A 21,517-nucleotide genomic window follows, 5' to 3' on the forward strand; every position below is an offset into this window, starting at 1 on the left:
CCGAAAAGTAGATGATACATACCTTTGTTGGTAATTTAGGTCACTTTTTAGTGATCACAGCGTTTGTTTCTGTTCTCATCAGCGCATTTTCATATTGGAAAGCCCAGCGTTCCGACGAAATTGCAAGGCCCTCGTGGCTCAGCTACGCACGCATCGCCTTTTACATTCACGGTGCTTCTGTTTTTGGTGTTGTTGCATCACTCTTCTACATTATCAACAGCCACTATTTCGAGTACCACTATGCCTGGAGCCACTCCTCTGCTGAGCTTCCGGTATACTATCAGATTGCCACATTCTGGAACGGCCAGGAAGGCTCTTTCCTGCTATGGGCATTCTGGCATGTTATTCTTGGGGCGATCCTTATCAACACCAACAAGTTTTGGGAAGCACCCATCATGGCTGTTTTCGCAGCTGTGCAGGCATTTCTTCTTTCAATGATCCTCGGGGTCGTTATTTTCAATGTCAAATTTGGAAGCTCTCCGTTCATCTTGCTGCGGGAGGCAATGAATGCGCCTATTTTTCAGCTCAACCCAGACTTCGTCCCCAAAGATGGCTCTGGCCTTAACCCTCTCCTTCAGAACTACTGGATGGTCATTCACCCCCCAACTTTGTTCCTTGGGTTTGCCACTACTATCATCCCTTTTGTGTATTGCATGGCTGGGCTTTGGATAGGGAAATACAAAGAGTGGATCAGACCCGCACTGCCCTGGGCGCTGTTTTCAGCGGTAACACTTGGCGTTGGCATTTTGATGGGTGCCTATTGGGCGTATGAAACGCTCAATTTTGGTGGCTATTGGAACTGGGATCCCGTGGAGAATGCCATCTACGTGCCTTGGTTGGTGCTGGTAGCAGCTATCCACACGATGATCACCTTCAAGAAAAGCAACAACGCACTGAAGGCTGCCATGGTGCTGTCCATTACTACTTTCATTTTGGTGCTATATGCCACCTTCCTTACCCGCTCTGGCATACTTGGAGACTCGTCTGTTCATTCGTTTACTGATCTCGGTCTTTCTGGCCAGCTCCTGGTCTATCTGATAACTTTTGCAGCACTGTCTATTTGGCTTTTAGCCAAAACGTGGGGCAAGATCCCAACTTCTGATGAGGAAGTATCCACGTACTCCAGGGAATTCTGGATCTTCATGGGGGCAGCCACTCTTTGTGTAATGGCCTTTCAGGTAATCATACCTACATCCATCCCTGTGTGGAATGCTATCGTCGAATTGTTTGGCGGCATATCCAACGTAGCACCTCCAGTTGATCAGGTCGCTTTCTACAGCAAGTGGCAAATTTGGCTTGCTGTGATTTTGGCTCTGCTATCGGGAACAGGGCAGTTTTTCTGGTGGAAAAAAGTGGACAAACAAAAGCTCAAAGAATCCCTCTTTTATCCCGCAGTTATCTCTTTACTGGCTTCCGGAATTATTATCGTCGTGGCTAAAGTCACTGAACCGGCCTACATCCTTTTGCTCACCGCCGGCATCTATTCCATTGTTGCCAATGGAAAAATTCTCTTTTTGCTGCTTAAATCAAATGCGAAGCTGGCAGGTGGTGCCGTGGCGCATATTGGCATTGCAATGATGCTTGTAGGTGTTCTCTTCTCCTCTGGCTATTCAAAAATCATTTCTATCAATAACACCGGAATGGTTTGGCACAAAGATTTCCCTGAAGAAATGAACACAGATAACCTATTGCTTTTTCAACATGAAGCCATGCAAATGGGCGACTATTCGTTGAACTACAAAGGGATCAGAAAAGAGATAGAAGGCTTTCCTGGCTACGTGAGCACCAGCGCCATCGAGGCCTTTGGAGATAAGCACAAAGTGGTAGCAAGAAAGGACATTACGTGGAAGGGAAAGAAATACTTCTCCGAAGGAGATACGCTGGAGATTGACAACCCGGAAAACATTTTCTTTGAAATAGAATACTCAAAAAAGAACGGGCAGACTTTTAATTTGTATCCCAGGCTCCAGATGAACGAATCCATGGGACAAGTTTATTCTCCGGACATAAAAAGAACGCTCACCTCCGATTTATATACCCACGTAAGAACCTTCCCGGATCCTGAATCTGAAACAGAGTGGAGCGAAACGGAAGAAGTGACTGTAAAGGTTGGAGAGACTTTTTTTGTGAACGACTTCGTGGCCAGGGTGCAGGGCATTGAAAGAATAACGGAAATTCCACAAGTGACATTGGGGCCGGAAGACGTAGCAATCAAGGCGAGAATCGTTATCAGTGGAAGTGATGAAGACTATATCGTGGAGCCTATTTATCTGATCAAGGACAGAATGATCGGCCTGATACCAGAGGAGGTAAATGATGTGGGTGCAAAAATTACTTTCGTTAACGTGCATCCTGAAAGCAATAGCTTCACTTTTGGCATCAACACCACACAAAAAGAGTGGGTCATTCTGGAGGCAGTAGTTAAGCCTTACATCAACATACTTTGGACTGGCACACTTGTGATGGTGCTAGGTTTCGCCATGGCTATTCGCAGGCGCTACGTCGAGTTTATCAAAATGAGAGACAAGGGGCAGGAGGAATAAACCACTCAATTACTTTTAATTTAGTAACCCTTCAAGGGTCTCCGGGCCTATAGGGGCCGTTCTTAAACTTTAGGAAACATTACGGCAAAAGTGAACCCCCGGAAGGTTTTAGCAGGCCACTCAAGTAAAGTCGTTCAACAATCAAGTCAATTTTACTACCTTCATAGGCGAACAATCAATCGACCTATGAAGGCATCCAGAAGATCTTTTTTCAGGCAAATGAGTGCCGCAGCCGGGGCCTTGTCTTTGTCGGGCATGGCTGCAAAAGCTGCCTCTTTCGAAGTGGCGGATGGATTGAAATCCCTGCAATCGCTCGACCCCATTACCGCCGCCGAAGACGAACTCTCCTGGGCAGCAGTGCGCCAGGCATATACTGTATCTCCCTCCATCATCAATCTCAACAATGGCGGTGTAAGCCCCCAGCCCAAAGTGGTGCAGGAAGCCAACGATCGCTACTATCACCTCAGCAATGAAGCTCCCTCTTACTATATGTGGGGCATTCTCGACCAGGGTCGTGAGCCTTTACGTGAAAAACTGGCAAGTTTAGCGGGTTGCAGTCCTGAAGAAGTCGCCATTAACCGGAATGCCACCGAAGCACTGGATACGGTGATCTATGGCATGGACCTGAAAAAAGGCGACGAAGTAATCCTAACAAAGCAGGACTATCCCAACATGATCAATGCCTGGAAGCAGCGTGAGCTTAGAGACGGCATTAAGCTGGTATGGCTCAACCTCGATATGCCAACCGAAAATGCCGACTACATTGTTAAAGCATTTACCGATGCCGTAACACCGAAAACCAAAGTCTTTCACATCACCCACATGATCAACTGGAACGGGCAGATCATGCCCGTGAAGAGACTTTGCGAAGAGGCGAAAAAAAGAAATATCTTCTCGCTGGTGGACGGCGCCCACACATTTGCCCATATGGATTTCAAGGTACCCGACTTTGGCTGTGATGCCTACGGCACCAGCCTCCACAAATGGCTCTGCGCCCCGTTTGGCACCGGCATGCTCTACCTGCGAAAAGAGCGCATCACTGAAATCTGGCCTATTTTCACTAACGATAACCCCAGGGGTGATAATATTCGCAAGTTTGAATCGCTTGGTACCCGCTCCTTTGCGCCAGAGCAGGCCATTGGTCAGGCCATTGACTTTCACAATGCCATAGGCCCAAAAAGAAAAGAAGAAAGGCTGCGGTACCTCAAAAATTATTGGTGCGAAAAGGTAAAAGACCACCCGAAAGTCAAACTCAACATTTCTCTCAAACCCGACTTTAGCTGTGCCCTTGGCAACTTCGCCGTCGAGGGCAAAGAGCCCGGCGAAATCGCTACCCGTCTGTTCAACGACTACAAAATCCACGTGGTGGGCATTGTGTGGGAAAACATCAAAGGAGTAAGAGTAACGCCACACGTGTATACACTTACCAGTGAATTAGATAAATTAGCTGCCGCAATACACAAAATAGCGGACAGTTAATGGCAGAACGATTTTCCTTCAGAGTAGCTCTTATCGGTTCGGGCAGGCTGGGCACGCAACTGGCCATGGCCCTGGAAAAAGGCGGTCACCGGATTGCCGAAATTTTCAACCCTTCTCAAAAATCAGCGGAGAAGCTGGCCTATAACCTCTATTCAAGTCAGCTGGTCAATAGCCTCGATTTTTCCGACAGCGACTGCAACTTCTTCGTTATCGCCGTGCCCGACGAAGCCATAGAGCAGGTGGCCACCGAAATTGTGCTTCCCGACGAGGCCATCGTTGTTCACACATCGGGCGCCACACCCATGAGCATACTAGAGGTGACTGCCGCCGAAAACTTTGGTGTATTATGGCCGCTTCAGAGCTTTAGCCATGGCGCAGCTATCAGCTTTTCGCAGCTTCCGATTATTATAGAAGGCTCCAACGATTACACACTGGAAATCCTTAACCGTGTAGTGGCATCTCTTGGCTCAGAGCCGGTGTTCATGGAAGAGGAAGAAAGGAAGAACCTGCACGTGGCGGCCGTGTTTGCCAGCAACTTTACCAACTTTATGCTGAGGTCGGCCGAGCGGGTGCTTGAAAAAGACGACATTTCTCTGGATATACTGAAACCTCTTGTGGTGGAAACTATTCGAAAAGCTTTTGAAATCGGGCCTGAAAATGCGCAAACCGGCCCGGCAGCAAGAGAAGATTTCGCTACTATCGATGCTCAGACCTTACTTCTAGCCGATGACGAATCGCTGCAAAGAATGTACCGCATGATTTCTCAGGAAATCATCGACAGCAAATATGAGTCGGACGTGTAGTTTGAAATCCAGTGGTTCTGCACTTTCTTTGAACCTTAATTGGAGGAAATGGCAAAGTCGTCCCGGCCCAGGAATTTCTCATTCACCGGTCTTTTTAGGCTGACAAGGTTTCCTAACCTTCTTATTATTGCCCTCACTCAATACATGACGGCCCTCTTTCTTACGACCTCCACTCACGGTTTATGGGCAATTTTCACTCACACGGGCTTGTTCTGGCTCACCAGCTCCACACTCATGCTTGCTGCGGCTGGCTACATCATCAACGATTACTACGACGTAAAAATCGACTACATCAACAAGCCCGAGCGGGTGATCGTAGGCAGGATTCTAAAGCGCAGAATTGCCATGATTTGGCAGCTGGGGCTTAACCTGGCAGGCATACTCATCGGCTTTTTCCTGTCTCCCTGGATCGGGCTCATCCACTGTTTCTCTGCGTTCACATTGTGGCTCTATTCCAACCAACTCAAGCGACTTCCCTTTGTTGGTAACTTCAGCATTGCATTACTCACTGGCGTGTCGGTGCTAGTGGTGGCGGTTTTCTTTGGAGAAAAAAATTGGCTGATCTTTACCTACGCCTATTTTGCCTTTGGCATTACGCTGGTAAGGGAAATTATCAAAGACATGGAAGACCTGAAAGGCGACGAAACTTTCGGCTGTAAGACGCTTCCCATCGTGTGGGGCATTCGCAAAACAAAGCAGTTTGTGTTTTTGCTGCTCATTGTCTTCGTTGCGAGCATATTCTACTTCGTTTTCAAGGCAAAAAACGAAATACTCAATACCTACTTCATGGTGATGATCATTCCAGCTTCTCTCTTCATCATCTACTTTTTGAGAGCAGATACCAAAGACAAATTTGCCAACCTAAGTACCTTTTGTAAGCTATTTATATTGAGTGGTATCATCAGTATGGCTTTCTTTGCCGCCAATTAAAAATCATGAAAAAGAACCTGGCCATATTTGCCTCCGGAAGTGGAACAAACGCAGAAAACATTGTCAACCACTTCAAAGGTAGCAGCGACGTAGCCGTTGAGCTCATCCTGTCAAATAAAAAGGATGCAGGAGCGCTTGACCGAGCCAAAAAACTGGGAATTCCTTCTCATGTTTTTTCGAGACCTGACTTTTACGAAAACAATAATGTGCTGGAAGTACTAAAAGCTCACAGCGTTGACTGGGTGGTTCTAGCTGGATTCCTTTGGCTTATTCCTGACAATCTCATTAAAGCTTTCCCTGACAAAATTATCAACATACACCCGGCACTGCTGCCCAAGTTCGGTGGCAAAGGCATGTATGGCGACAGAGTTCACCAGGCCGTAATTCAGGCAGGTGAAAAGGACAGCGGCATTACTATCCATTTGGTGAATGAAAAATATGATGAAGGCAAAATCCTCTTCCAGGCATCATGCGATATTGAAAAGGACGAAACGCCGCAAAGCCTGGCTGCCAAAATTCATCAGCTTGAATACGCCTATTTTCCTCAAGTAATACACGATCAGGTGATTCAGTAAAAAACACAGGGTTTTTTTCAACCTAACAATGCCTCACGCAGGCAAATTTTATTAGCTTTGCACCTTAATTTTCCTAACCGTAAATGAGCCAAAAAAAAATCACTTCTGCTTTAATATCAGTTTATTACAAGGATGGACTTGAGCCAATTATCCGCCAACTTCACTCGCTGGGTGTAAAGTTATACTCCACCGGAGGCACCCAATCATTCATTGAAAAGCTTGGCATAAAAGTGACACCAGTTGAGTCGCTTACAGCCTACCCGTCAATCTTCGGGGGCAGGGTGAAAACGCTCCATCCAAAAATATTTGGCGGCATTCTCTACCGCCGAGGCAACTATTCTGATATTGAAGAGGCCGGAAAATTTGAAATTCCATCTATAGATTTAGTCATTGTTGACCTGTACCCATTTGAAGAAACAGTGGCAGCGGGGGGAACCTCAGAGGAAATCATAGAAAAAATTGATATTGGAGGCATTTCGCTCATCAGGGCGGCGGCCAAAAATTTCCACGACGTCACCATAGTGGCATCGAGAGACCTTTATCCAAACTTGAGCACCCTGCTTGAAGAGAAGAAGGGTGAGACCTCCGAAACTGACAGAAAGAAATTTGCTGCCCATGCCTTCAGAATAAGCTCGGGCTATGATACGGCCATATTCAACTACTTCAATCAGGACGACGAAATTCCATCGTTGCGAATGGCCGAGGACGAAGCAACCACCCTTCGCTACGGCGAAAACCCTCACCAAAAGGGCGTTTTCTATGGCGACATGGCCAAAATGTTTGATCAGCTCAATGGCAAAGAGCTTTCATACAACAACCTCGTGGACATTGATGCAGCTGTTTCACTTGTGGAGGAATTCCCGAAAGAAACGGCCTTTATCATCATCAAACATACCAATGCTTGTGGCGTGGCTGTGGCTTCAACTGTGAAAGAGGCCTATCTCAAAGCATTTGAAGCCGACACTGTTTCTGCCTTTGGCGGCGTGCTGGCAACCAATAAAAAAATTGACCTGGAAACGGCAGAGGAACTAAACAAGCTGTTTTTTGAGGTGCTGATTGCCCCGTCTTATGATGAGGCTGCTTTAGAGCTGCTTAAATCAAAGAAGAACAGAATCATAATGAAGCAAAAGGCTGGGATCGACACAACCAAGCAGGCGAAAACCATTTTGAATGGCGTGCTTGTGCAGGATCGTGACCTGCATACCGATGGCAAAAAAGACCTTAAGGTGGTGACAAAGGCCGAGCCCACTGGTGAGCAAATTGATGCGTTGCTGTTTGCCAGCAAGCTGGCCAAGCACACCAAATCTAATACTATTGTACTCGCCAAAGGCAATCAACTATTGGCGAGTGGTGTTGGACAAACATCCAGAGTTGATTCACTGAACCAGGCCATTGAAAAGGCCAGAAGTTTTGGCTTTGACCTAAAGGGTGCAGTTATGGCGTCTGATGCTTTCTTTCCTTTTCCCGACTGTGTAGAGATTGCGGACAAGGCTGGCATTGTATCGGTAATTCAGCCAGGTGGTTCTATCAAAGACCAGGCGTCGATCGATTATTGCGACCAACATGGCCTATCTATGGTGTTTACCGGGTATCGCCATTTCAAACATTGATTAATATTAAAACACAACGAGATTATTAGTCTCAAATTTGTATTTTCGACACGTTTTCAGCGTAATTGAGCGAATTAAAATAAACAATGGGATTCTTAGATTTTTTCTCCAGCGATATAGCCATAGACTTGGGCACGGCCAACACCCTTATCATTCATAAGGACAAAATTGTAGTTGACGAGCCCTCGATTATTGCCATTGACAAAAACACCAACAAAGTATTAGCGATAGGACGTGAGGCCATGCAAATGCATGAAAAAACTCACGAGAACATCAAAACTATCCGTCCGTTAAAAGACGGCGTGATTGCCGACTTCCATGCTGCTGAGCACATGATCAGAGGCATGATCAAAATGATCCATCAGGGTGGTAAGTCCTTTTTCCCAAGCTCCCACAGGATGGTTATTTGCATCCCGTCCGGCATTACTGAAGTGGAAAAAAGAGCGGTACGTGACTCCGCTGAGCACGCCGGTGCCAAAGAGGTTTACATGATTCCGGAGCCGATAGCTGCGGCCATCGGTATTGGCATCGACATCGAAAGACCTGTTGGTTCCATGATAGTGGACATCGGAGGTGGTACCACTGAGATTGCTGTCATCGCACTTTCGGGCATTGTGTGCGACCAGTCGATCCGGGTAGCCGGCGACACCTTCAACAAAGACATTCTCGACTATATGCGCCGCCAGCACAACCTGCTGATTGGTGAGCGTACCGCTGAGAGAGTAAAGATCGAAGTTGGCTCGGCCCTTACTGAACTCGACGAAGGGCCCGAAGATTTTGAAATCAGAGGCCGTGACTTGATGACGGGCATTCCAAAAGTGATCAAGATTTCCTATTCTGAAATCGCTTTCGCCATAGACAAGTCTGTATCGAAAATAGAAGAAGCCGTACTCAAAGCTTTGGAAATTTCCCCTCCGGAGCTTTCTGCGGACATCTATGACAACGGCATTCATTTGACGGGTGGCGGTGCGCTGCTGAGAGGTCTCGACAAGCGCCTGGCCATGAAAACTAAACTTCCGATCCACATTGCAGATGATCCATTAAGAGCTGTTGTGCGAGGAACCGGCCTTGCCTTGAAAAATCTTAATGCATACAAAGCGGTTTTGATGACCTAACCATTGAATGTATTCATTATTCCAATTTCTCTACCGAAATAGGGCTTTTCTAACCTTTCTGTTTTTAGAGGTAATAAGTTTTTGGCTGGTCTTAAACGACAGAAGCTATTTGGGGGCGAAGTTTTTCAACTCGTCCAACCGGCTGGCCGCCAATGTGCTGAGCGTTTCATCTAATGTATCTGACTACTTCTCTCTGGGTAAGGTAAACGCACAACTGGCTGAAGAAAACCGCCAACTGCACGAAATGTTGTTGAATCAACCCCCCAAAGGAATAGACCCGATCAGGGTTGACTCAGTTTCAATAGACTCATCTAATTATGTATATGAAATGTTGGCTGCCAAAGTCATCAATAATTCCACTAGAAGGGTCAACAACTATCTTACAATCAACAAGGGGTCGGATGACGGCATAGTCCCGGGTATGGGTGTGGTAGGGCCCCAGGGAATTGTGGGCAAAGTAAAATATTCTTCGAAGCATTTTTCATCGGTGATTTCGCTGCTGCACACTGAGTTTTTGATATCCACGGCCGTCAAACGAAATCAGGTGTACGGCACTTTGCGCTGGACATCGGGAGATGCCCTTTACGCTGATCTGCAATACGTCCCCCGACATGTAAACCTCCAGGTGGGAGACACCATTGTTACCTCCGGATTCAATACCATTTTCCCGGAAGGCTATCAGGCAGGTACCATCTCAGAATTTACTATTTCTGATGACGCCACGTTTTACACAGTTAAGGTGAAGCTCGCTACCGACTTCTACAGTCTCAGATACGTGTATGTAGTGAAAAATCTGTTGGCCGAAGAAAAAGACTCACTCGAACAAGTAACTATTCCAGATTATGAATAGAAGCAATTACATAAGTCTGGCTGCCGCATTTATTATTCTTGGATTACTCCAGGTGACTGTTCTCAAAAACCTCATTTTGGGCAACTATTCATCTTGCTTCATCTATATCCTACCCTTGCTTCTTATTCCTCTTGAGGTATCTGCCATAGCATTAATGGCTACTGGTTTTTTGTACGGAATCTCAATTGACACTTTTTATGACACGCCTGGAATTCATGCGGCCAGTGCTGTGTTAGTAATGTACTTGCGACCGGGGCTGATCAGAATACTAACTCCAGGCGGTGGGTACGACGCTGGAACGCAAATATCGGCTGCCGAGCTGGGTTGGGGATGGGTACTATCCTATTTTATTCCTCTGATCTTTATCCATCATGTAGCGCTTTTCTTTATAGAAGCAGGAAATCTGGGGATGTTTTGGGTAACTTTAGGTAAAGCAACTATGAGTTCAATTTTCACACTTGTGGTGAGCTTGATCATACTATATATAAGAATGCCTCAGAAAGGTAGCCGGCTATGAACGATAGCAGAAAACTATATATCCAAACTGGAATGGTGCTGGTGGGTGTTATCCTGCTCGTCAGGCTGTTCATTATCCAGATAGTTGACACCAGCTACAAAAGTGCTGCTGATAGTAACATCATTCAAAAGGTAATTGAGTATCCGTACAGGGGCGAAGTGTATGACCGCAATGGCAAACTGCTGGTGTACAACAGCCCGGTGTATGATATTCTTGGTGTGCCCAAGGAAATCGAAAACCTCGATACCGCCAAGTTCTGCCGCCTGTTCAATATATCCAAAGCTGACTTGATCGAACGGCTAAATGCAGCGAGAAAATACAGCCCCATAAAGGCATCAAAAATTGTGAACCTTCTGTCGCCGGAAGAATTTGCGAAAACACAGGACTACCTCATCGACTTTCCCGGATTTTATGTGTCGGCCAGAACAGTGCGGGGCTACACCACAAAAAGCGCCGCCAACGCCCTGGGCTATACTGGTGAAATTAGCAAAAGGCAACTTGACGCTGACCGCACTGGTTACTATAGCCAGGGAGACCACATCGGCATCAGCGGCCTCGAGTTGTCGTATGAGAGAGAACTGAGAGGCAAAAGAGGTGTGAAGTACAAACTTGTTAACGTTCGTGGGGTTGATAAGGGGAGCTTCAAAGACGGGTTATACGACACATTAAGTATTCCTGGCGAAAACATTACCACAACCCTGGACATTGAGCTTCAGCAATATGCAGAAAAGCTATTGGCAGGAAAAGTGGGAAGCATTGTAGCCATTGAGCCAGCCACTGGGGAAATCCTGGTTTTTGTGTCTGGTCCGTCGTACGATCCGGCGGTGTTGAGCGGCAGGGATTTTGGCACCAACTTTACGAAGCTTTCCCAAGACAGTCTGGTTCCCCTTTTTAACAGGCCCCTGATGGCCATGTACCGACCCGGCTCAGTTTTTAAAATCATGCAGGCCATGATCGGCTTGCAGGAAGGAGTGATTACCCCCAACACGGTGATCGCCTGCAACCAGAGTGTGATTGGTTGCCATTATCATGGCCCATCTGAGAATTTGCTGGGGGCCATCACCATGTCTTGCAATCCGTATTTTCATCAGGTATTGAAGCGGGTAGTGAATCAGGATGTCTCCAGGGATACCTACGAAGATACCCGAATTGGGCTTGAGAAATGGCGGGGCAGAGTAGCCAACTTTGGTTTTGGCAGCACACTGGGAATAGATTTACCCAATGAAAAAGGTGGTATGGTGCCCAACGTAGCTTACTACGACAGGGCTTATAACAATCAACCCTGGAAATATTCTAACATCTATTCCATTGCCATAGGCGAGGGCGAGAACCTGGTCGTTCCGCTGCAAATGGCCAATTTTACTGCCACCGTGGCCAATCGTGGTTACTATTACACCCCTCACCTCGTAAAAGCGATAAGCGACACAGGCAAGCCCAGGCCGGAATATGAAGTGCAGCACCACACCGGTATCAATCCCGAATACTTTGATATTGCTGTTGAAGCCATGCATAACGTAGTAGAACACGGCACTGGCCAATACAGAGCCAAACTGGACGATATCATCGTTTGTGGTAAGACCGGTACCGTACAAAACGCCAATAGCCCCGATCACTCGGCCTTCATCGCTTTTGCGCCGATGGATAACCCACGGATTGCTGTGTCAGTGTACGTAGAAAATGCAGGCCAGGGCGCAAGAGCGGCAGCAGCTATCTCCGGCCTTATTATCGAAAAATACCTCAAGGGAGAAAAGGCAAAGTTGAGAATGGAACCCTACGTACTAAAAGGAGATTTTCTAGATGCGGACGAGAAGGCTAAGTTTAACCTCTAACCAGTTTGACTGGCTCGCAGTCTCTCTGTACTTCCTCCTTGTGCTCCTGGGGTGGTTAAACATATATGCAGCTGTGTACGATGATGAACTCGGCGCCAGCATCTTTGATTTCAGCATCAACTCAGGCCGCCAGCTGATTTGGATCAGTACCAGCGTCCTAATTATCCTCGTCATAAGCATTATTGATTTCAGGTTTTACGACTCATTTGCCTTCATTGTGCTGGGTGTCATTGTGGTCATGCTTGTCAGCGTGCTTATTTTCGGCTCCGAGGTGAAGGGCTCCAAATCGTGGTTTGGTATAGGTGCTTTTGGCATCCAGCCTTCGGAGTTTGCAAAATTTGCGACTGCACTGGCGCTGGCAAAGTTTCTCAGCCAGCCAACCATCAAGTTCGAGAAAATCAGCACCCAACTGATGAGCCTGGGCATTATTGCCGTGCCAGCGGCTCTGATTTTGCTACAGGGCGACACCGGAACTGCCATGGTGTTTGCCTGCTTTATCATTGTGCTTTACAGGGAAGGGCTAAGCCCTGTCTTCTTCATGATTGGCTTTGCATTCGTGCTCCTTTTCATTCTTACACTGCTGGTGAATAAGCTGGTGCTCATTATCGGGCTCTTAACGCTCGGTCTTTTGGCTGCGGCATTGTCTGGCAGAAATATCAAAAAAATTGGCGTTGTCATCGTGTCGACTGTGTTCATGTTTGGCTTTGTTCAGAGTGTCGATTTTATTATGAACAAAGTGCTGAAGCCCCACCAGCAAAAACGGGTGATGCAACTCATCGACCCGAACGCTGATCCACTCGGCGCTGGCTGGCAGGTGACCCAGTCTAAGATTGCCATTGGTTCTGGTGGCCTGTTTGGTAAGGGCTACCTGCAAGGCACACAAACGAAGTTCGACTTTGTGCCAGACCAGAGCACGGACAATATCTTTTGTACTGTTGGAGAGGAGCACGGCTGGTTTGGTGGACTTATTTTGATCGCCGCTTTTCTAGCGCTGCTCCTGCGAATTACCCAGCTGGCTGAACGCCAAAAATCCAAATTTGCCCGGGTATATGGTTATGGGGTAGCGTCCATTTTGTTCTTTCACTTTGCCTTTAACATTGCCATGACCATCGGGCTGTTTCCTGTTATTGGCATTCCACTGCCTTTTTTCAGCTATGGCGGCTCCTCACTGTGGGCATTCACCATATTGCTGTTTATCTTTTTGAAGCTGGACGCACACCGCATGCAAATCTTCACAAGATCTTGAAAGACGGCTAGCGAAACTTTTTGAAGACAATTTTAAGGAGCTCCTTTACCTCAGGAGCGTTCATGTCCCATTCCAGTTTTTTGGAATAGGTTTGGATAAGGAGTTCAACAGCATCGTCGAAACTATCGCAGCCCTCCACTTTCTTCATTGCGGCCAGAAAAACATCACTGTCACCGTCAAACAACTCGTTAACAAACATATAACGTTGGTTAACCGTAATGCTGCCAGCTATGCTATCAATTTTTTGACTTTGATGCACCTCAGCCAAAGAAGGCCTTTGCTCGGCTTTTAGTTGCTCATGGAGCGGCGTTTTTTCAGACGAAAACTGCTTGTTCAAGGGTGCAGCATCCGGCTCAGCGTCATCATCGCTTTCTTCATCTCCCAAAAACTCAAATGAACCCTTGCCCTTAACCTCCTCCTCTGCCTGCGTTTCCTGCACTTCTTCCAGGGCATCATAGGAGGGTTTCTCGTCTTCCTCCTCGCCTTCCTCCTCGTCAACAAAACGTATCAACTCATCATCTTCGTCCTCTTCTGCAGTTTCGGCTGGGCCTCTGTCTTCCACAGTCATTGAGCTATCATCGTCCTCGTCTTCTGAGGTTTCACTCTCTTCCTCTTCCGGATTTTCATCAAAATCATCATCATTGTCGTCGTCATCTTCTTCCGACGAATCCTCCTCCTCTACAAAAGTTGAGAAATCAACCTGTGCTACTTCGCTAAACCTCTCCTCATACTCCTGGCGGTTTTCAATGGAGAGGTCTCCAGCAGCAAAAAGCTCATCGAGTAAGACAACAGCGTCGTCATGCGACAAGTCGCCCTCCGCTTTCTCCCCAAAAAGCGCCACATAGCTTTCAAAAATTTCTTGATTGACCTTAATGTATTTTGAACTGTTTTTCAAATACTTGTCATTCAGCTTGCCGCTTTCGTGCCCGGTCAATTCCTCTCTGAAAAAATCGTAGGGAGACACAATCAGTAAAATTGCTTCCCTGGTAGCTTGCTGTAGCAAAGGCTCAAAGTTCACCCTATTAACCTTTATCTGCTGGGAAAGCGCATTCATAAATGATAGAAGAGCCTTGCGAACATCCTCATTTTTATAATTAAAATAGGGGCTCTGTAGGCGCAGCGTCTCTTTTTGCCATTTGCGAAAAAGAATTTTCAACACAAAATAATTCACCTGCTTTACAGGAGTTAAATCCACTATTTCCTTCCCCGAAATAGTATCAGTGCCTTCAAAGAAAGAATCACAAGCTCTCTTTGTAAACAATTCAGCAAACGCTTCTATAGCCTCATGATTCAGTTTGCTCTCCCGCATATATTTTGTTTCTTTTGCAAAGCTAGTTTTATGCCCAAGATCGTTATACAAAACCTGAATAACAAACGCCTATTCAGCGAAAATAGTGGCCGAACCCTCCTTTCTATTTTGCAGGAAAACTACATTGACTGGATGCACGCCTGCGGCGGCAAAGGGCGATGTACAACCTGCAAGGCGATCGTTCATGAAGGGCTGGCATTGCTTGGTGAACTGACCGAAGCGGAAAAAAAGTATGTGGAAATGGGTAGGCTGGAAAGCAATGAGCGACTTGCCTGCCAGTGCAGGGTCTCGAACGATATTGAAATAAGTGTAGCGGATGAGAATAAATTCCCGCATATTGACTACACAGGATAAAGGAAAGAATGCTAATAGAGCCACATTTAGAAGGGTCGGGAAGGGAAAGCCGTCGGTCGGGCTGGATTGAGGTAATCTGTGGCTCCATGTTTTCGGGTAAAACAGAAGAGCTCATCAGGCGATTGAACAGGGCGGTAATTGCTGGACAGAAAGTGGAGATATTCAAACCTGCCATTGAGAAAAGATACCACGACAAAAATGTGGTGTCGCACAACGACCGAAGCATCCGGTCAACCCCTGTACAATTTGCCGACGATGTTATTTTGCTGGCCGGAGAGAGCCAGGTGGTAGGCATAGACGAAGCTCAATTTTTTGATGACGAAATCGTTAACGTAAGTGTAGCACTTGCAAATAAAGGCAAGAGAGTGATACTGGCTGGCCTCGATATGGACTTTATGGGCAAGCCATTTGGCTGTATGCCACAGCTAATGGCTGTCGCAGAATTTGTGACAAAAATTCACGCAATATGTATGAACTGTGGCGACGTTGCTTCCTACTCATATCGTACTTCGTTGGGAAACAATAAAATAATGCTCGGTGAAAAAGAAGCCTATGAAGCAAGGTGCCGCAAATGCTTTTGGGAAGCTATGGGTAATGACAAGAAATAGAAAAAGTTCGCTAGTCTCTTTTGCACTTCTCCTGTTGACCGCTGTTGCCCAAGGGCAAAACGACATACCTGTGGGGCAGTGGCGAACGCACTTCAATTATAACCAGGGATATGGAGTAGTCAAGCTAAAGGAACGAATCTACAGCAACGCCTTTCATAGCCTGATAGAGGTTGACAGTGAAAACATGGCTATCAGAAAAATCACCAAAGCCAATGGTTTAAGCGATGTGGGTATCACAGCACTTGCGGCGCATGAGTCAAGCAGCTCTCTTCTCATTGGCTATGCCAATGGCAATATTGATATCCTCAAAGAGTCAGAGACTATTAATGTCAACGACCTGATGCGTGCCAATATCACTTCCAGTAAAGTAATTAACAATATCTTCGTCGGGGAAGAAACCTTTTTCGCCACTACCAGCTTTGGCATGCTGGAAATTGACCTGCACTCATTTCAGGTTGTGAATGACTATCGGGAGCTGGGAAGAAACGGAACGAGCGTAGGCATTCTGGATGGAGGCATCAAAGGAGATAGCATTGTGCTTGCTACCACAGCCGGCATTATTTCAGGCCGCCGAAACAATACTAATCTACTGGACTTCCGCAATTGGAAGCGATCGCTTGAAGGGGTGAGCCAAATTGATTTCATTGAAGTTTCGGATGAAATTTCCTACGCTGCCAGCACGCAAGGGCGGTTATGGGTAAATGAAGGAAGTGGCTGGAAAGAAATCTCTTTTACTACAAAACCAGAGTTTCTCACGCTGCAAAATGGAGAGTTGCTCTATGGAAAAGGGAATCAAGTCTCCAAACGATCTGTGAATGGCCAAACCTCCGCCTTTACCCTGGGAAACAGCACTGTGGTGGCAGACGCCTTTGCTGACGAGGGAACCATCTGGTTTGCAGATGAAAAAAACGGTTTGGGTAAGTCTACCGCAGAGGGAATCACCTATCACGTGGTGAATGGCCCGTTCGAAAGTGCCATTGCCGATGTTTCGGCGATTGGGAATAAAGTTTTTACCCTGAGTGGTGGTTTTGAGTACAATGGCCTTATTCCTTTTAACCGAAACGCTTCAGTATCGACTTTCACAAAGGAGGGCTGGGAGCCTGTTCTGTCAGGAAGTCTTTCGCTCTTTAAGGATGCTTCTTCGATTGCTTCGGCAGGTGACCCCGACGATTATTATGTCCTGGTCTATGGAAAAGGCATTATTCAAAACAGCTCAGGTAAGCTCATCGACCACCAAACGCCGGGCAGCCTCATTCAAGCGACCAACGGCTTTGTGCCAGTTACGGCCATGGCCGTGGATCAAAATAACAACCTGATTATCTGCTCCAATCAGGCCAGCAACAAGTACATGTTGATGCTTGCCGACGGAAGCTGGGAGCCTCTTAGCTTTATCCCGGACACATTGCCGCCAGCCGTTTCCCTTCAGCAAAACAGTTACGGCGATTTCTGGGGAATTTTGCCACACTCCTCAAATAGCGGTGTAATAGTTTTCAACATCGACTCGAAAGAATACAGAATCATTAACACAGGATCTGGCCTTCCTTCGTCAACAGTGGCTGACATCGCTTTCGACCAAGACGACTACACCTGGCTGGCTACATCAGGCGGCCTGGCCATTGTAGCCAACACCTACGAGGTGTTAGACCCAGTCGATCTTTTGATCTCCTATCCGGTGGCAGAGAACGCTTTTGTATTGAACGACGAACCTGTTCAGGCGATAGAAATAGACGGCGCAAACAGAAAGTGGATTGGCACAGACAAAGGCTTGTTCCTTCTAGATGAATATGGGGTAGGAACGCTTACCTCATTTACAAGAGAAAGTAGCCCGTTAGCCGCCAACGATGTGCAGCAATTGACAATTAATAATAGCTCGGGTGAGCTCTTCGTGCTTACTTCCGGCGGCTTATTGTCGTACAGAACAACGGCAACAGCTCCGAGCAGAGTCGTGCAAAAAGCAAAAATCTTCCCAAACCCTGTAAGGCCTGGCTTCAATGGTGTGGTGGCCATCGAGGGTCTCGCCTACGACACAGTTGTTAAAATCACCAACGAAGCAGGTCGCCTGGTCAGAGAAATGGTCAGCACCGGCGGAACGGCGACCTGGAACCTGGCCGACTACAACGGAACCAGGGTTGCTTCGGGCATTTACATTGTGTTTGCTGCTACCCGAGACGGCAGCCAATCTGTAGTCGGCAAAATAGCCGTAATCAACTAAAGGCATGTTACAGAAAACCCGTGGCATAGCTATCAACTACATCAAGTACCGGGACACGTCGATTATCTCCCGCATTTATACCGAGGATTTTGGTTTGCAGTCTTACATTGTTAATGGAGTAAGGTCGGCCAAATCAAAAGGAAAGATGGCGCTATACCAGCCACTCACATTATTGGATTTGGTAATCTATCATAAAGACGGAGCGCAACTCAATCGTATTTCAGAAATAAAGTGTTTTTATCCGTATCAACATATTCCCTTTGAAATACGAAAAACCACTATCGGCATCTTTTTGGGTGAGGTACTGAGCAAGATCGTAAGGGAAAACGAGCATGATCACGCCGGTCAGTTTGATTTCGTAGCAAAATCCCTCCAAGAGTTCGATACGCTAACTGCCAATTTTGAAAGCTTTCATTTACAGTTTCTTGTCAAGCTTACGCAATACCTGGGCTTCGACCTGGTCAACACCGAAGACCTGTACCAGCAGGTGTATCACCTGACGAAAAGTGATCTGCTCTCGAAAGAGGTGCTGGAGTTTATTGAGTTTTTGTACAACGCTCCCTACGCTCACGAAAAGAAAACCACCCTGGAGATTAAAAGAGAGGCTCTGAAAAATGTCATCAGCTTCTACGATCACCACCTTGGCACTCTGGGCTCGCTCAAGTCGGTGGAGGTCTTGCGACAAATTCTTCATTAAGCTTTACCTCACGAATCTATTTGCTGCTATGATGGTTATTTCGTGGTAAGAGTTATAATTTTACACGAACCAACAAAAATTGTCAATTATGAGAAAAATTCTTTTAGGAGCTATGGTAGCATTTGGTGTATATGCATGCTCCAGTCCAAAAACAGAAAACACAGAAGAGACGGCCAGCACTCCGGAAGCAACAGAAACCGTTGCCGAAGCAGTTAAGCCCCGGGTGTTTTTCAAATCTCCTGCCGACGGAGCCACGGTAAGCAGCCCTGTATTTGTGGAAATGGGTGTGGAAGGCATGCAGGTTGAACCAGCAGGACAGGTAAAAGAAGGATTTGGCCATCATCACATACTTATCAATCAGGAATTTTGGCCAAAAGGTGAGGTAATTCCTGCCAGTGATTCAACCATTCATTTTGGCAAAGGACAGACTGACACTCAGCTTGAGCTTGCTCCAGGCGACTACACTATCTCGCTGCAATTTGCTGATGGAGTACACACATCGTATGGCCCTGACATGGCCGCCAGCATCAAGATTACGGTGAAGTAATTTCTATAAAACAGCTAAAAGCCACCATGCTAGCTTCCAACTCACGTTGACTAAGTATGGTGGCTTTTTTTTTCGTTTTTCACTATCATTATACAAAATACAAGCAACTATGGCCCAGGTCCTATTTGATGCGGTTCCCTCTCTCGATTTGGCTGATTTCACTTCCGGAGACGCTGAAAAAAAGAAAAAATTTGTTGAGAAACTCGGGGAAGCATACAACAACATAGGCTTTGTTTCTATCAAAAATCACGGCTTGACCGACGAATTACAGCAAAAGCTCTACAGTATCATCAAGAAGTTCTTTGACGAACCTGACGCAGTAAAACAAAAATATGAAAAGCCGGAGCTGGCTGGTCAAAGGGGGTATATTTCCAAGGGAAAGGAGCATGCGAAGGGAAGGTCGACCGGCGATTTAAAAGAGTTTTATCATATCGGCCAGGAAGTAACCGACAACGACCCGATCAAAGAGGAGTACCCTGACAATATTTGGCCTGAAGAGATTCCAGAATTCGAAGGAATTGCCCTGACAGCTTACAGAACTATTGAAAATGCAGGAAGAGCGATGCTGAGAGCCATTGCATTGTATCTTGAGCTAGAGGAAGACTATTTTGAATCAAAGGTAAAAAATGGGAACAGTATCCTGAGACCGATTCATTATTTTCCGATTGAGAATCCCGACGCCATTCCTGCCGATGCAGTAAGGGCGGCCGAACATGGTGACATCAACCTAATTACGCTGCTGATGGGAGCCAGCGCAGACGGCCTCCAGGTTTTGAGGCGGGACGGAAAGTGGATCCCAATTACGGCACTACCTGAGCAGTTGGTTGTGAACGTGGGCGATATGCTCGCCAGGTTGACCAACGACAAGCTTAAAAGCACTATCCACCGGGTAGTAAACCCTCCAAGAGCGCTCATGCATACCTCTAGGTATTCTATTCCGTTTTTTATGCATCCCCGGTCCGACATGGATCTCACCTGCCTGGAAAGCTGTGTTGATAGTGAACATCCCAAAAAATACGATGACATAACAGCTGGAGCCTTCCTCCACCAGAGGCTAGCTGAAATAGGCCTCAAGAAATAGTATTGCCATGCGCAATATTCGCAATTTCATCTTTCTCAAAGACGTTTTCATCCTCGCCATAACCTCGTTTGGTGGAGCACAAGCACATTTTGCCATCATTCTCGACAGGATGGTGAAGCTCAGGGCATATTTAACAGAAGAGGAGTTGATTGAGCTGCATGCGCTGTGCAACCTGCTACCGGGCCCCACCTCCACCCAAACAATTACCGCCATAGGCTTCAAAAGAGGCGGGCCGCCTTTGGCCTATCTGACGTTGCTGGTTTGGATTTTGCCGGCTGTAACGGTTATGACGGCGGCCGCCATCCTGATCAACAGCCTGCAGGTGAAAGAGCTCAGCCTACATTTTACCCGGTTCATCCAGCCCATGGCGATTGCCTTTGTGGCTTATTCAGCCGTGCTTATCTGGGGCAAGGTGGTAAAAAGCCGGACAAGCATTTTTTTAGCGATTGGATCAGCAGTAATTTCCTATTTTATCAGCTCCCCCTATTTGTTCCCCGTACTTCTGCTAGCAGGTGGAGTAATCTCTTCCACCAAATACAAAAGGCACGAAAAAGAAGAGCGTCAAAAGATAAACATCGTATGGGCCAACTTTTTCCTCTGGGGAGGCGTGCTGATATTTGCAGCGCTACTTGGCGCAGCGACAAAGTACCAGGCCATCACGCTGCCAATAAGGTTATTTGAGAACTTTTACCGGAACGGAAGCCTCATCTTTGGCGGAGGGCAGGTACTTGTTCCCTTTCTGTATACGGAGTTTGTGGAATTCAAAAGCTACCTCAGCTCAGAGGAATTCCTTTCTGGCTACGCCCTGGTACAAGCGATTCCGGGCCCTACTTTTTCTTTCAGTGCTTTTATCGGAGCTCTTACCATGCGGGAATGGGGGACAAGCGGTGAAATAATGGGTGCAGTTATCGCCTCCATAGGTGTGTTTCTCCCAGGCACTTTCCTGATCTTCTTCGTATCCAGATTTTGGGATCAGCTTAAAAAATACCGGCCTGTGAAAGCCTCACTGGAGGGGATCAACGCCGCCAGTGCGGGCATGGTAGTGGCAGCGGCTTTTTTGCTTTACCAGCCCCTGGAGCAAAACCTCCTCAATATTCTGGTGATCATTATTACTTTCCTGGTGCTTCAGTTCACTAAAATGCCTCGCCCCATTATAATTCTTATTGGCTTTGCCCTGGGTTTTGTATTCAAAGGCCAATAAAAAACCCTGAG

At 46.8% G+C, this 21,517-nt stretch carries 19 protein-coding genes; 18 read left to right on the plus strand and 1 reads right to left on the minus strand.

Annotation, left to right across the window (positions count from 1 at the left end):
- Positions 1 to 11: 11 nt before the first annotated feature.
- From RIF36_RS27675 to rodA, 11 genes are all read left to right on the plus strand, one after another.
- Complete coding sequence (locus RIF36_RS27675; protein WP_350072585.1) at positions 12 to 2,543, plus strand: heme lyase CcmF/NrfE family subunit; 2,532 nt, start codon at positions 12 to 14, stop codon at positions 2,541 to 2,543.
- A gap of 186 nt (positions 2,544 to 2,729) precedes the next feature.
- Complete coding sequence (locus RIF36_RS27680) at positions 2,730 to 4,022, plus strand: aminotransferase class V-fold PLP-dependent enzyme (protein ID WP_350121984.1); 1,293 nt, start codon at positions 2,730 to 2,732, stop codon at positions 4,020 to 4,022.
- A complete protein-coding gene (locus RIF36_RS27685) occupies positions 4,022 to 4,825 on the plus strand; it encodes a Rossmann-like and DUF2520 domain-containing protein (protein ID WP_350121982.1) in 804 nt (267 codons plus the stop codon). The genes RIF36_RS27680 and RIF36_RS27685 overlap by 1 nt, the downstream gene beginning before the upstream one ends.
- A 48-nt stretch (positions 4,826 to 4,873) precedes the next feature.
- Positions 4,874 to 5,755 carry a geranylgeranylglycerol-phosphate geranylgeranyltransferase gene (locus RIF36_RS27690; RefSeq protein WP_350121980.1) on the plus strand — a complete coding sequence of 294 codons (882 nt, stop codon included), beginning with the start codon at positions 4,874 to 4,876 and terminating at the stop codon, positions 5,753 to 5,755.
- Positions 5,756 to 5,760: 5 nt separating this feature from the next.
- Complete coding sequence (purN, locus tag RIF36_RS27695; protein WP_350121978.1) at positions 5,761 to 6,330, plus strand: phosphoribosylglycinamide formyltransferase; 570 nt, start codon at positions 5,761 to 5,763, stop codon at positions 6,328 to 6,330.
- Positions 6,331 to 6,413: 83 nt separating this feature from the next.
- Positions 6,414 to 7,940, plus strand: a complete 1,527-nt coding sequence (purH, locus tag RIF36_RS27700; protein ID WP_350121976.1) for a bifunctional phosphoribosylaminoimidazolecarboxamide formyltransferase/IMP cyclohydrolase — start codon at positions 6,414 to 6,416, stop codon at positions 7,938 to 7,940.
- An 86-nt stretch (positions 7,941 to 8,026) separates the two neighbouring features.
- Complete coding sequence (locus RIF36_RS27705) at positions 8,027 to 9,055, plus strand: rod shape-determining protein (protein ID WP_152001377.1); 1,029 nt, start codon at positions 8,027 to 8,029, stop codon at positions 9,053 to 9,055.
- Between the two features lie 7 nt (positions 9,056 to 9,062).
- Positions 9,063 to 9,905 carry a rod shape-determining protein MreC gene (gene mreC / locus RIF36_RS27710; protein WP_350091936.1) on the plus strand — a complete coding sequence of 281 codons (843 nt, stop codon included), beginning with the start codon at positions 9,063 to 9,065 and terminating at the stop codon, positions 9,903 to 9,905.
- Complete coding sequence (locus tag RIF36_RS27715) at positions 9,898 to 10,422, plus strand: rod shape-determining protein MreD (protein WP_152001379.1); 525 nt, start codon at positions 9,898 to 9,900, stop codon at positions 10,420 to 10,422. The genes mreC and RIF36_RS27715 overlap by 8 nt, the downstream gene beginning before the upstream one ends.
- The gene (locus RIF36_RS27720) at positions 10,419 to 12,251 is read left to right on the plus strand and encodes a peptidoglycan D,D-transpeptidase FtsI family protein (RefSeq protein WP_152001380.1); all 1,833 of its coding nucleotides are present in this window, start codon (positions 10,419 to 10,421) and stop codon (positions 12,249 to 12,251) included. The genes RIF36_RS27715 and RIF36_RS27720 overlap by 4 nt, the downstream gene beginning before the upstream one ends.
- Complete coding sequence (gene rodA, locus RIF36_RS27725) at positions 12,220 to 13,497, plus strand: rod shape-determining protein RodA (RefSeq protein WP_350072569.1); 1,278 nt, start codon at positions 12,220 to 12,222, stop codon at positions 13,495 to 13,497. Before RIF36_RS27720 ends, rodA begins: the two co-directional genes overlap by 32 nt.
- A gap of 7 nt (positions 13,498 to 13,504) precedes the next feature.
- Here the strand turns inward: rodA and RIF36_RS27730 are convergent, their stop codons facing one another.
- Entirely contained in the window at positions 13,505 to 14,806 is a 1,302-nt protein-coding gene (locus RIF36_RS27730; protein WP_350121974.1) for a DUF8457 domain-containing protein, read from the minus strand.
- Positions 14,807 to 14,836: 30 nt separating this feature from the next.
- On the opposite strand from RIF36_RS27730, the gene RIF36_RS27735 reads away from it, so the two are divergent.
- The 7 genes from RIF36_RS27735 to chrA all read left to right on the plus strand — a co-directional run bounded on the left by RIF36_RS27735 (position 14,837) and on the right by chrA (position 21,506).
- The gene (locus RIF36_RS27735) at positions 14,837 to 15,160 is read left to right on the plus strand and encodes a 2Fe-2S iron-sulfur cluster-binding protein (RefSeq protein WP_350121972.1); all 324 of its coding nucleotides are present in this window, start codon (positions 14,837 to 14,839) and stop codon (positions 15,158 to 15,160) included.
- A gap of 8 nt (positions 15,161 to 15,168) precedes the next feature.
- The gene (locus RIF36_RS27740; protein WP_350072563.1) at positions 15,169 to 15,768 is read left to right on the plus strand and encodes a thymidine kinase; all 600 of its coding nucleotides are present in this window, start codon (positions 15,169 to 15,171) and stop codon (positions 15,766 to 15,768) included.
- Positions 15,713 to 17,980 (plus strand): type IX secretion system anionic LPS delivery protein PorZ, encoded by a 2,268-nt coding sequence (porZ, locus tag RIF36_RS27745; RefSeq protein ID WP_350149716.1) that lies wholly within the window; start codon positions 15,713 to 15,715, stop codon positions 17,978 to 17,980. The genes RIF36_RS27740 and porZ overlap by 56 nt, the downstream gene beginning before the upstream one ends.
- Before the next feature lie 4 nt (positions 17,981 to 17,984).
- Positions 17,985 to 18,677: a DNA repair protein RecO gene (recO, locus tag RIF36_RS27750; protein ID WP_350121968.1), complete on the plus strand. Its 693-nt coding sequence runs from the start codon at positions 17,985 to 17,987 to the stop codon at positions 18,675 to 18,677.
- Between the two features lie 88 nt (positions 18,678 to 18,765).
- A complete protein-coding gene (locus RIF36_RS27755) occupies positions 18,766 to 19,224 on the plus strand; it encodes a DUF4399 domain-containing protein (RefSeq protein ID WP_350091912.1) in 459 nt (152 codons plus the stop codon).
- A gap of 109 nt (positions 19,225 to 19,333) precedes the next feature.
- Positions 19,334 to 20,305, plus strand: coding sequence for an isopenicillin N synthase family dioxygenase (locus tag RIF36_RS27760; RefSeq protein WP_350121966.1), 972 nt, complete (start codon positions 19,334 to 19,336; stop codon positions 20,303 to 20,305).
- Between the two features lie 7 nt (positions 20,306 to 20,312).
- The gene (gene chrA / locus RIF36_RS27765; RefSeq protein WP_350072555.1) at positions 20,313 to 21,506 is read left to right on the plus strand and encodes a chromate efflux transporter; all 1,194 of its coding nucleotides are present in this window, start codon (positions 20,313 to 20,315) and stop codon (positions 21,504 to 21,506) included.
- Positions 21,507 to 21,517 lie beyond the last annotated feature (11 nt).

The organism is Imperialibacter sp., from assembly GCF_040222815.1.
In the GTDB taxonomy this organism is placed as follows: domain Bacteria; phylum Bacteroidota; class Bacteroidia; order Cytophagales; family Cyclobacteriaceae; genus Imperialibacter.

What these genes read in the sequence shown, in the direction of transcription:
- RIF36_RS27675 (WP_350072585.1), top strand. Translation starts at nt 12, where the DNA reads ATGATACATACCTTTGTTGGTAATTTAGGTCACTTTTTAGTGATCACA.
- RIF36_RS27680 (WP_350121984.1), top strand. Translation starts at nt 2,730, where the DNA reads ATGAAGGCATCCAGAAGATCTTTTTTCAGGCAAATGAGTGCCGCAGCC.
- RIF36_RS27685 (WP_350121982.1), top strand. Translation starts at nt 4,022, where the DNA reads ATGGCAGAACGATTTTCCTTCAGAGTAGCTCTTATCGGTTCGGGCAGG.
- RIF36_RS27690 (WP_350121980.1), top strand. Translation starts at nt 4,874, where the DNA reads ATGGCAAAGTCGTCCCGGCCCAGGAATTTCTCATTCACCGGTCTTTTT.
- purN (WP_350121978.1), top strand. Translation starts at nt 5,761, where the DNA reads ATGAAAAAGAACCTGGCCATATTTGCCTCCGGAAGTGGAACAAACGCA.
- purH (WP_350121976.1), top strand. Translation starts at nt 6,414, where the DNA reads ATGAGCCAAAAAAAAATCACTTCTGCTTTAATATCAGTTTATTACAAG.
- RIF36_RS27705 (WP_152001377.1), top strand. Translation starts at nt 8,027, where the DNA reads ATGGGATTCTTAGATTTTTTCTCCAGCGATATAGCCATAGACTTGGGC.
- mreC (WP_350091936.1), top strand. Translation starts at nt 9,063, where the DNA reads ATGTATTCATTATTCCAATTTCTCTACCGAAATAGGGCTTTTCTAACC.
- RIF36_RS27715 (WP_152001379.1), top strand. Translation starts at nt 9,898, where the DNA reads ATGAATAGAAGCAATTACATAAGTCTGGCTGCCGCATTTATTATTCTT.
- RIF36_RS27720 (WP_152001380.1), top strand. Translation starts at nt 10,419, where the DNA reads ATGAACGATAGCAGAAAACTATATATCCAAACTGGAATGGTGCTGGTG.
- rodA (WP_350072569.1), top strand. Translation starts at nt 12,220, where the DNA reads ATGCGGACGAGAAGGCTAAGTTTAACCTCTAACCAGTTTGACTGGCTC.
- RIF36_RS27730 (WP_350121974.1), bottom strand. Translation starts at nt 14,806, where the DNA reads ATGCGGGAGAGCAAACTGAATCATGAGGCTATAGAAGCGTTTGCTGAA.
- RIF36_RS27735 (WP_350121972.1), top strand. Translation starts at nt 14,837, where the DNA reads ATGCCCAAGATCGTTATACAAAACCTGAATAACAAACGCCTATTCAGC.
- RIF36_RS27740 (WP_350072563.1), top strand. Translation starts at nt 15,169, where the DNA reads ATGCTAATAGAGCCACATTTAGAAGGGTCGGGAAGGGAAAGCCGTCGG.
- porZ (WP_350149716.1), top strand. Translation starts at nt 15,713, where the DNA reads ATGAAGCAAGGTGCCGCAAATGCTTTTGGGAAGCTATGGGTAATGACA.
- recO (WP_350121968.1), top strand. Translation starts at nt 17,985, where the DNA reads ATGTTACAGAAAACCCGTGGCATAGCTATCAACTACATCAAGTACCGG.
- RIF36_RS27755 (WP_350091912.1), top strand. Translation starts at nt 18,766, where the DNA reads ATGAGAAAAATTCTTTTAGGAGCTATGGTAGCATTTGGTGTATATGCA.
- RIF36_RS27760 (WP_350121966.1), top strand. Translation starts at nt 19,334, where the DNA reads ATGGCCCAGGTCCTATTTGATGCGGTTCCCTCTCTCGATTTGGCTGAT.
- chrA (WP_350072555.1), top strand. Translation starts at nt 20,313, where the DNA reads ATGCGCAATATTCGCAATTTCATCTTTCTCAAAGACGTTTTCATCCTC.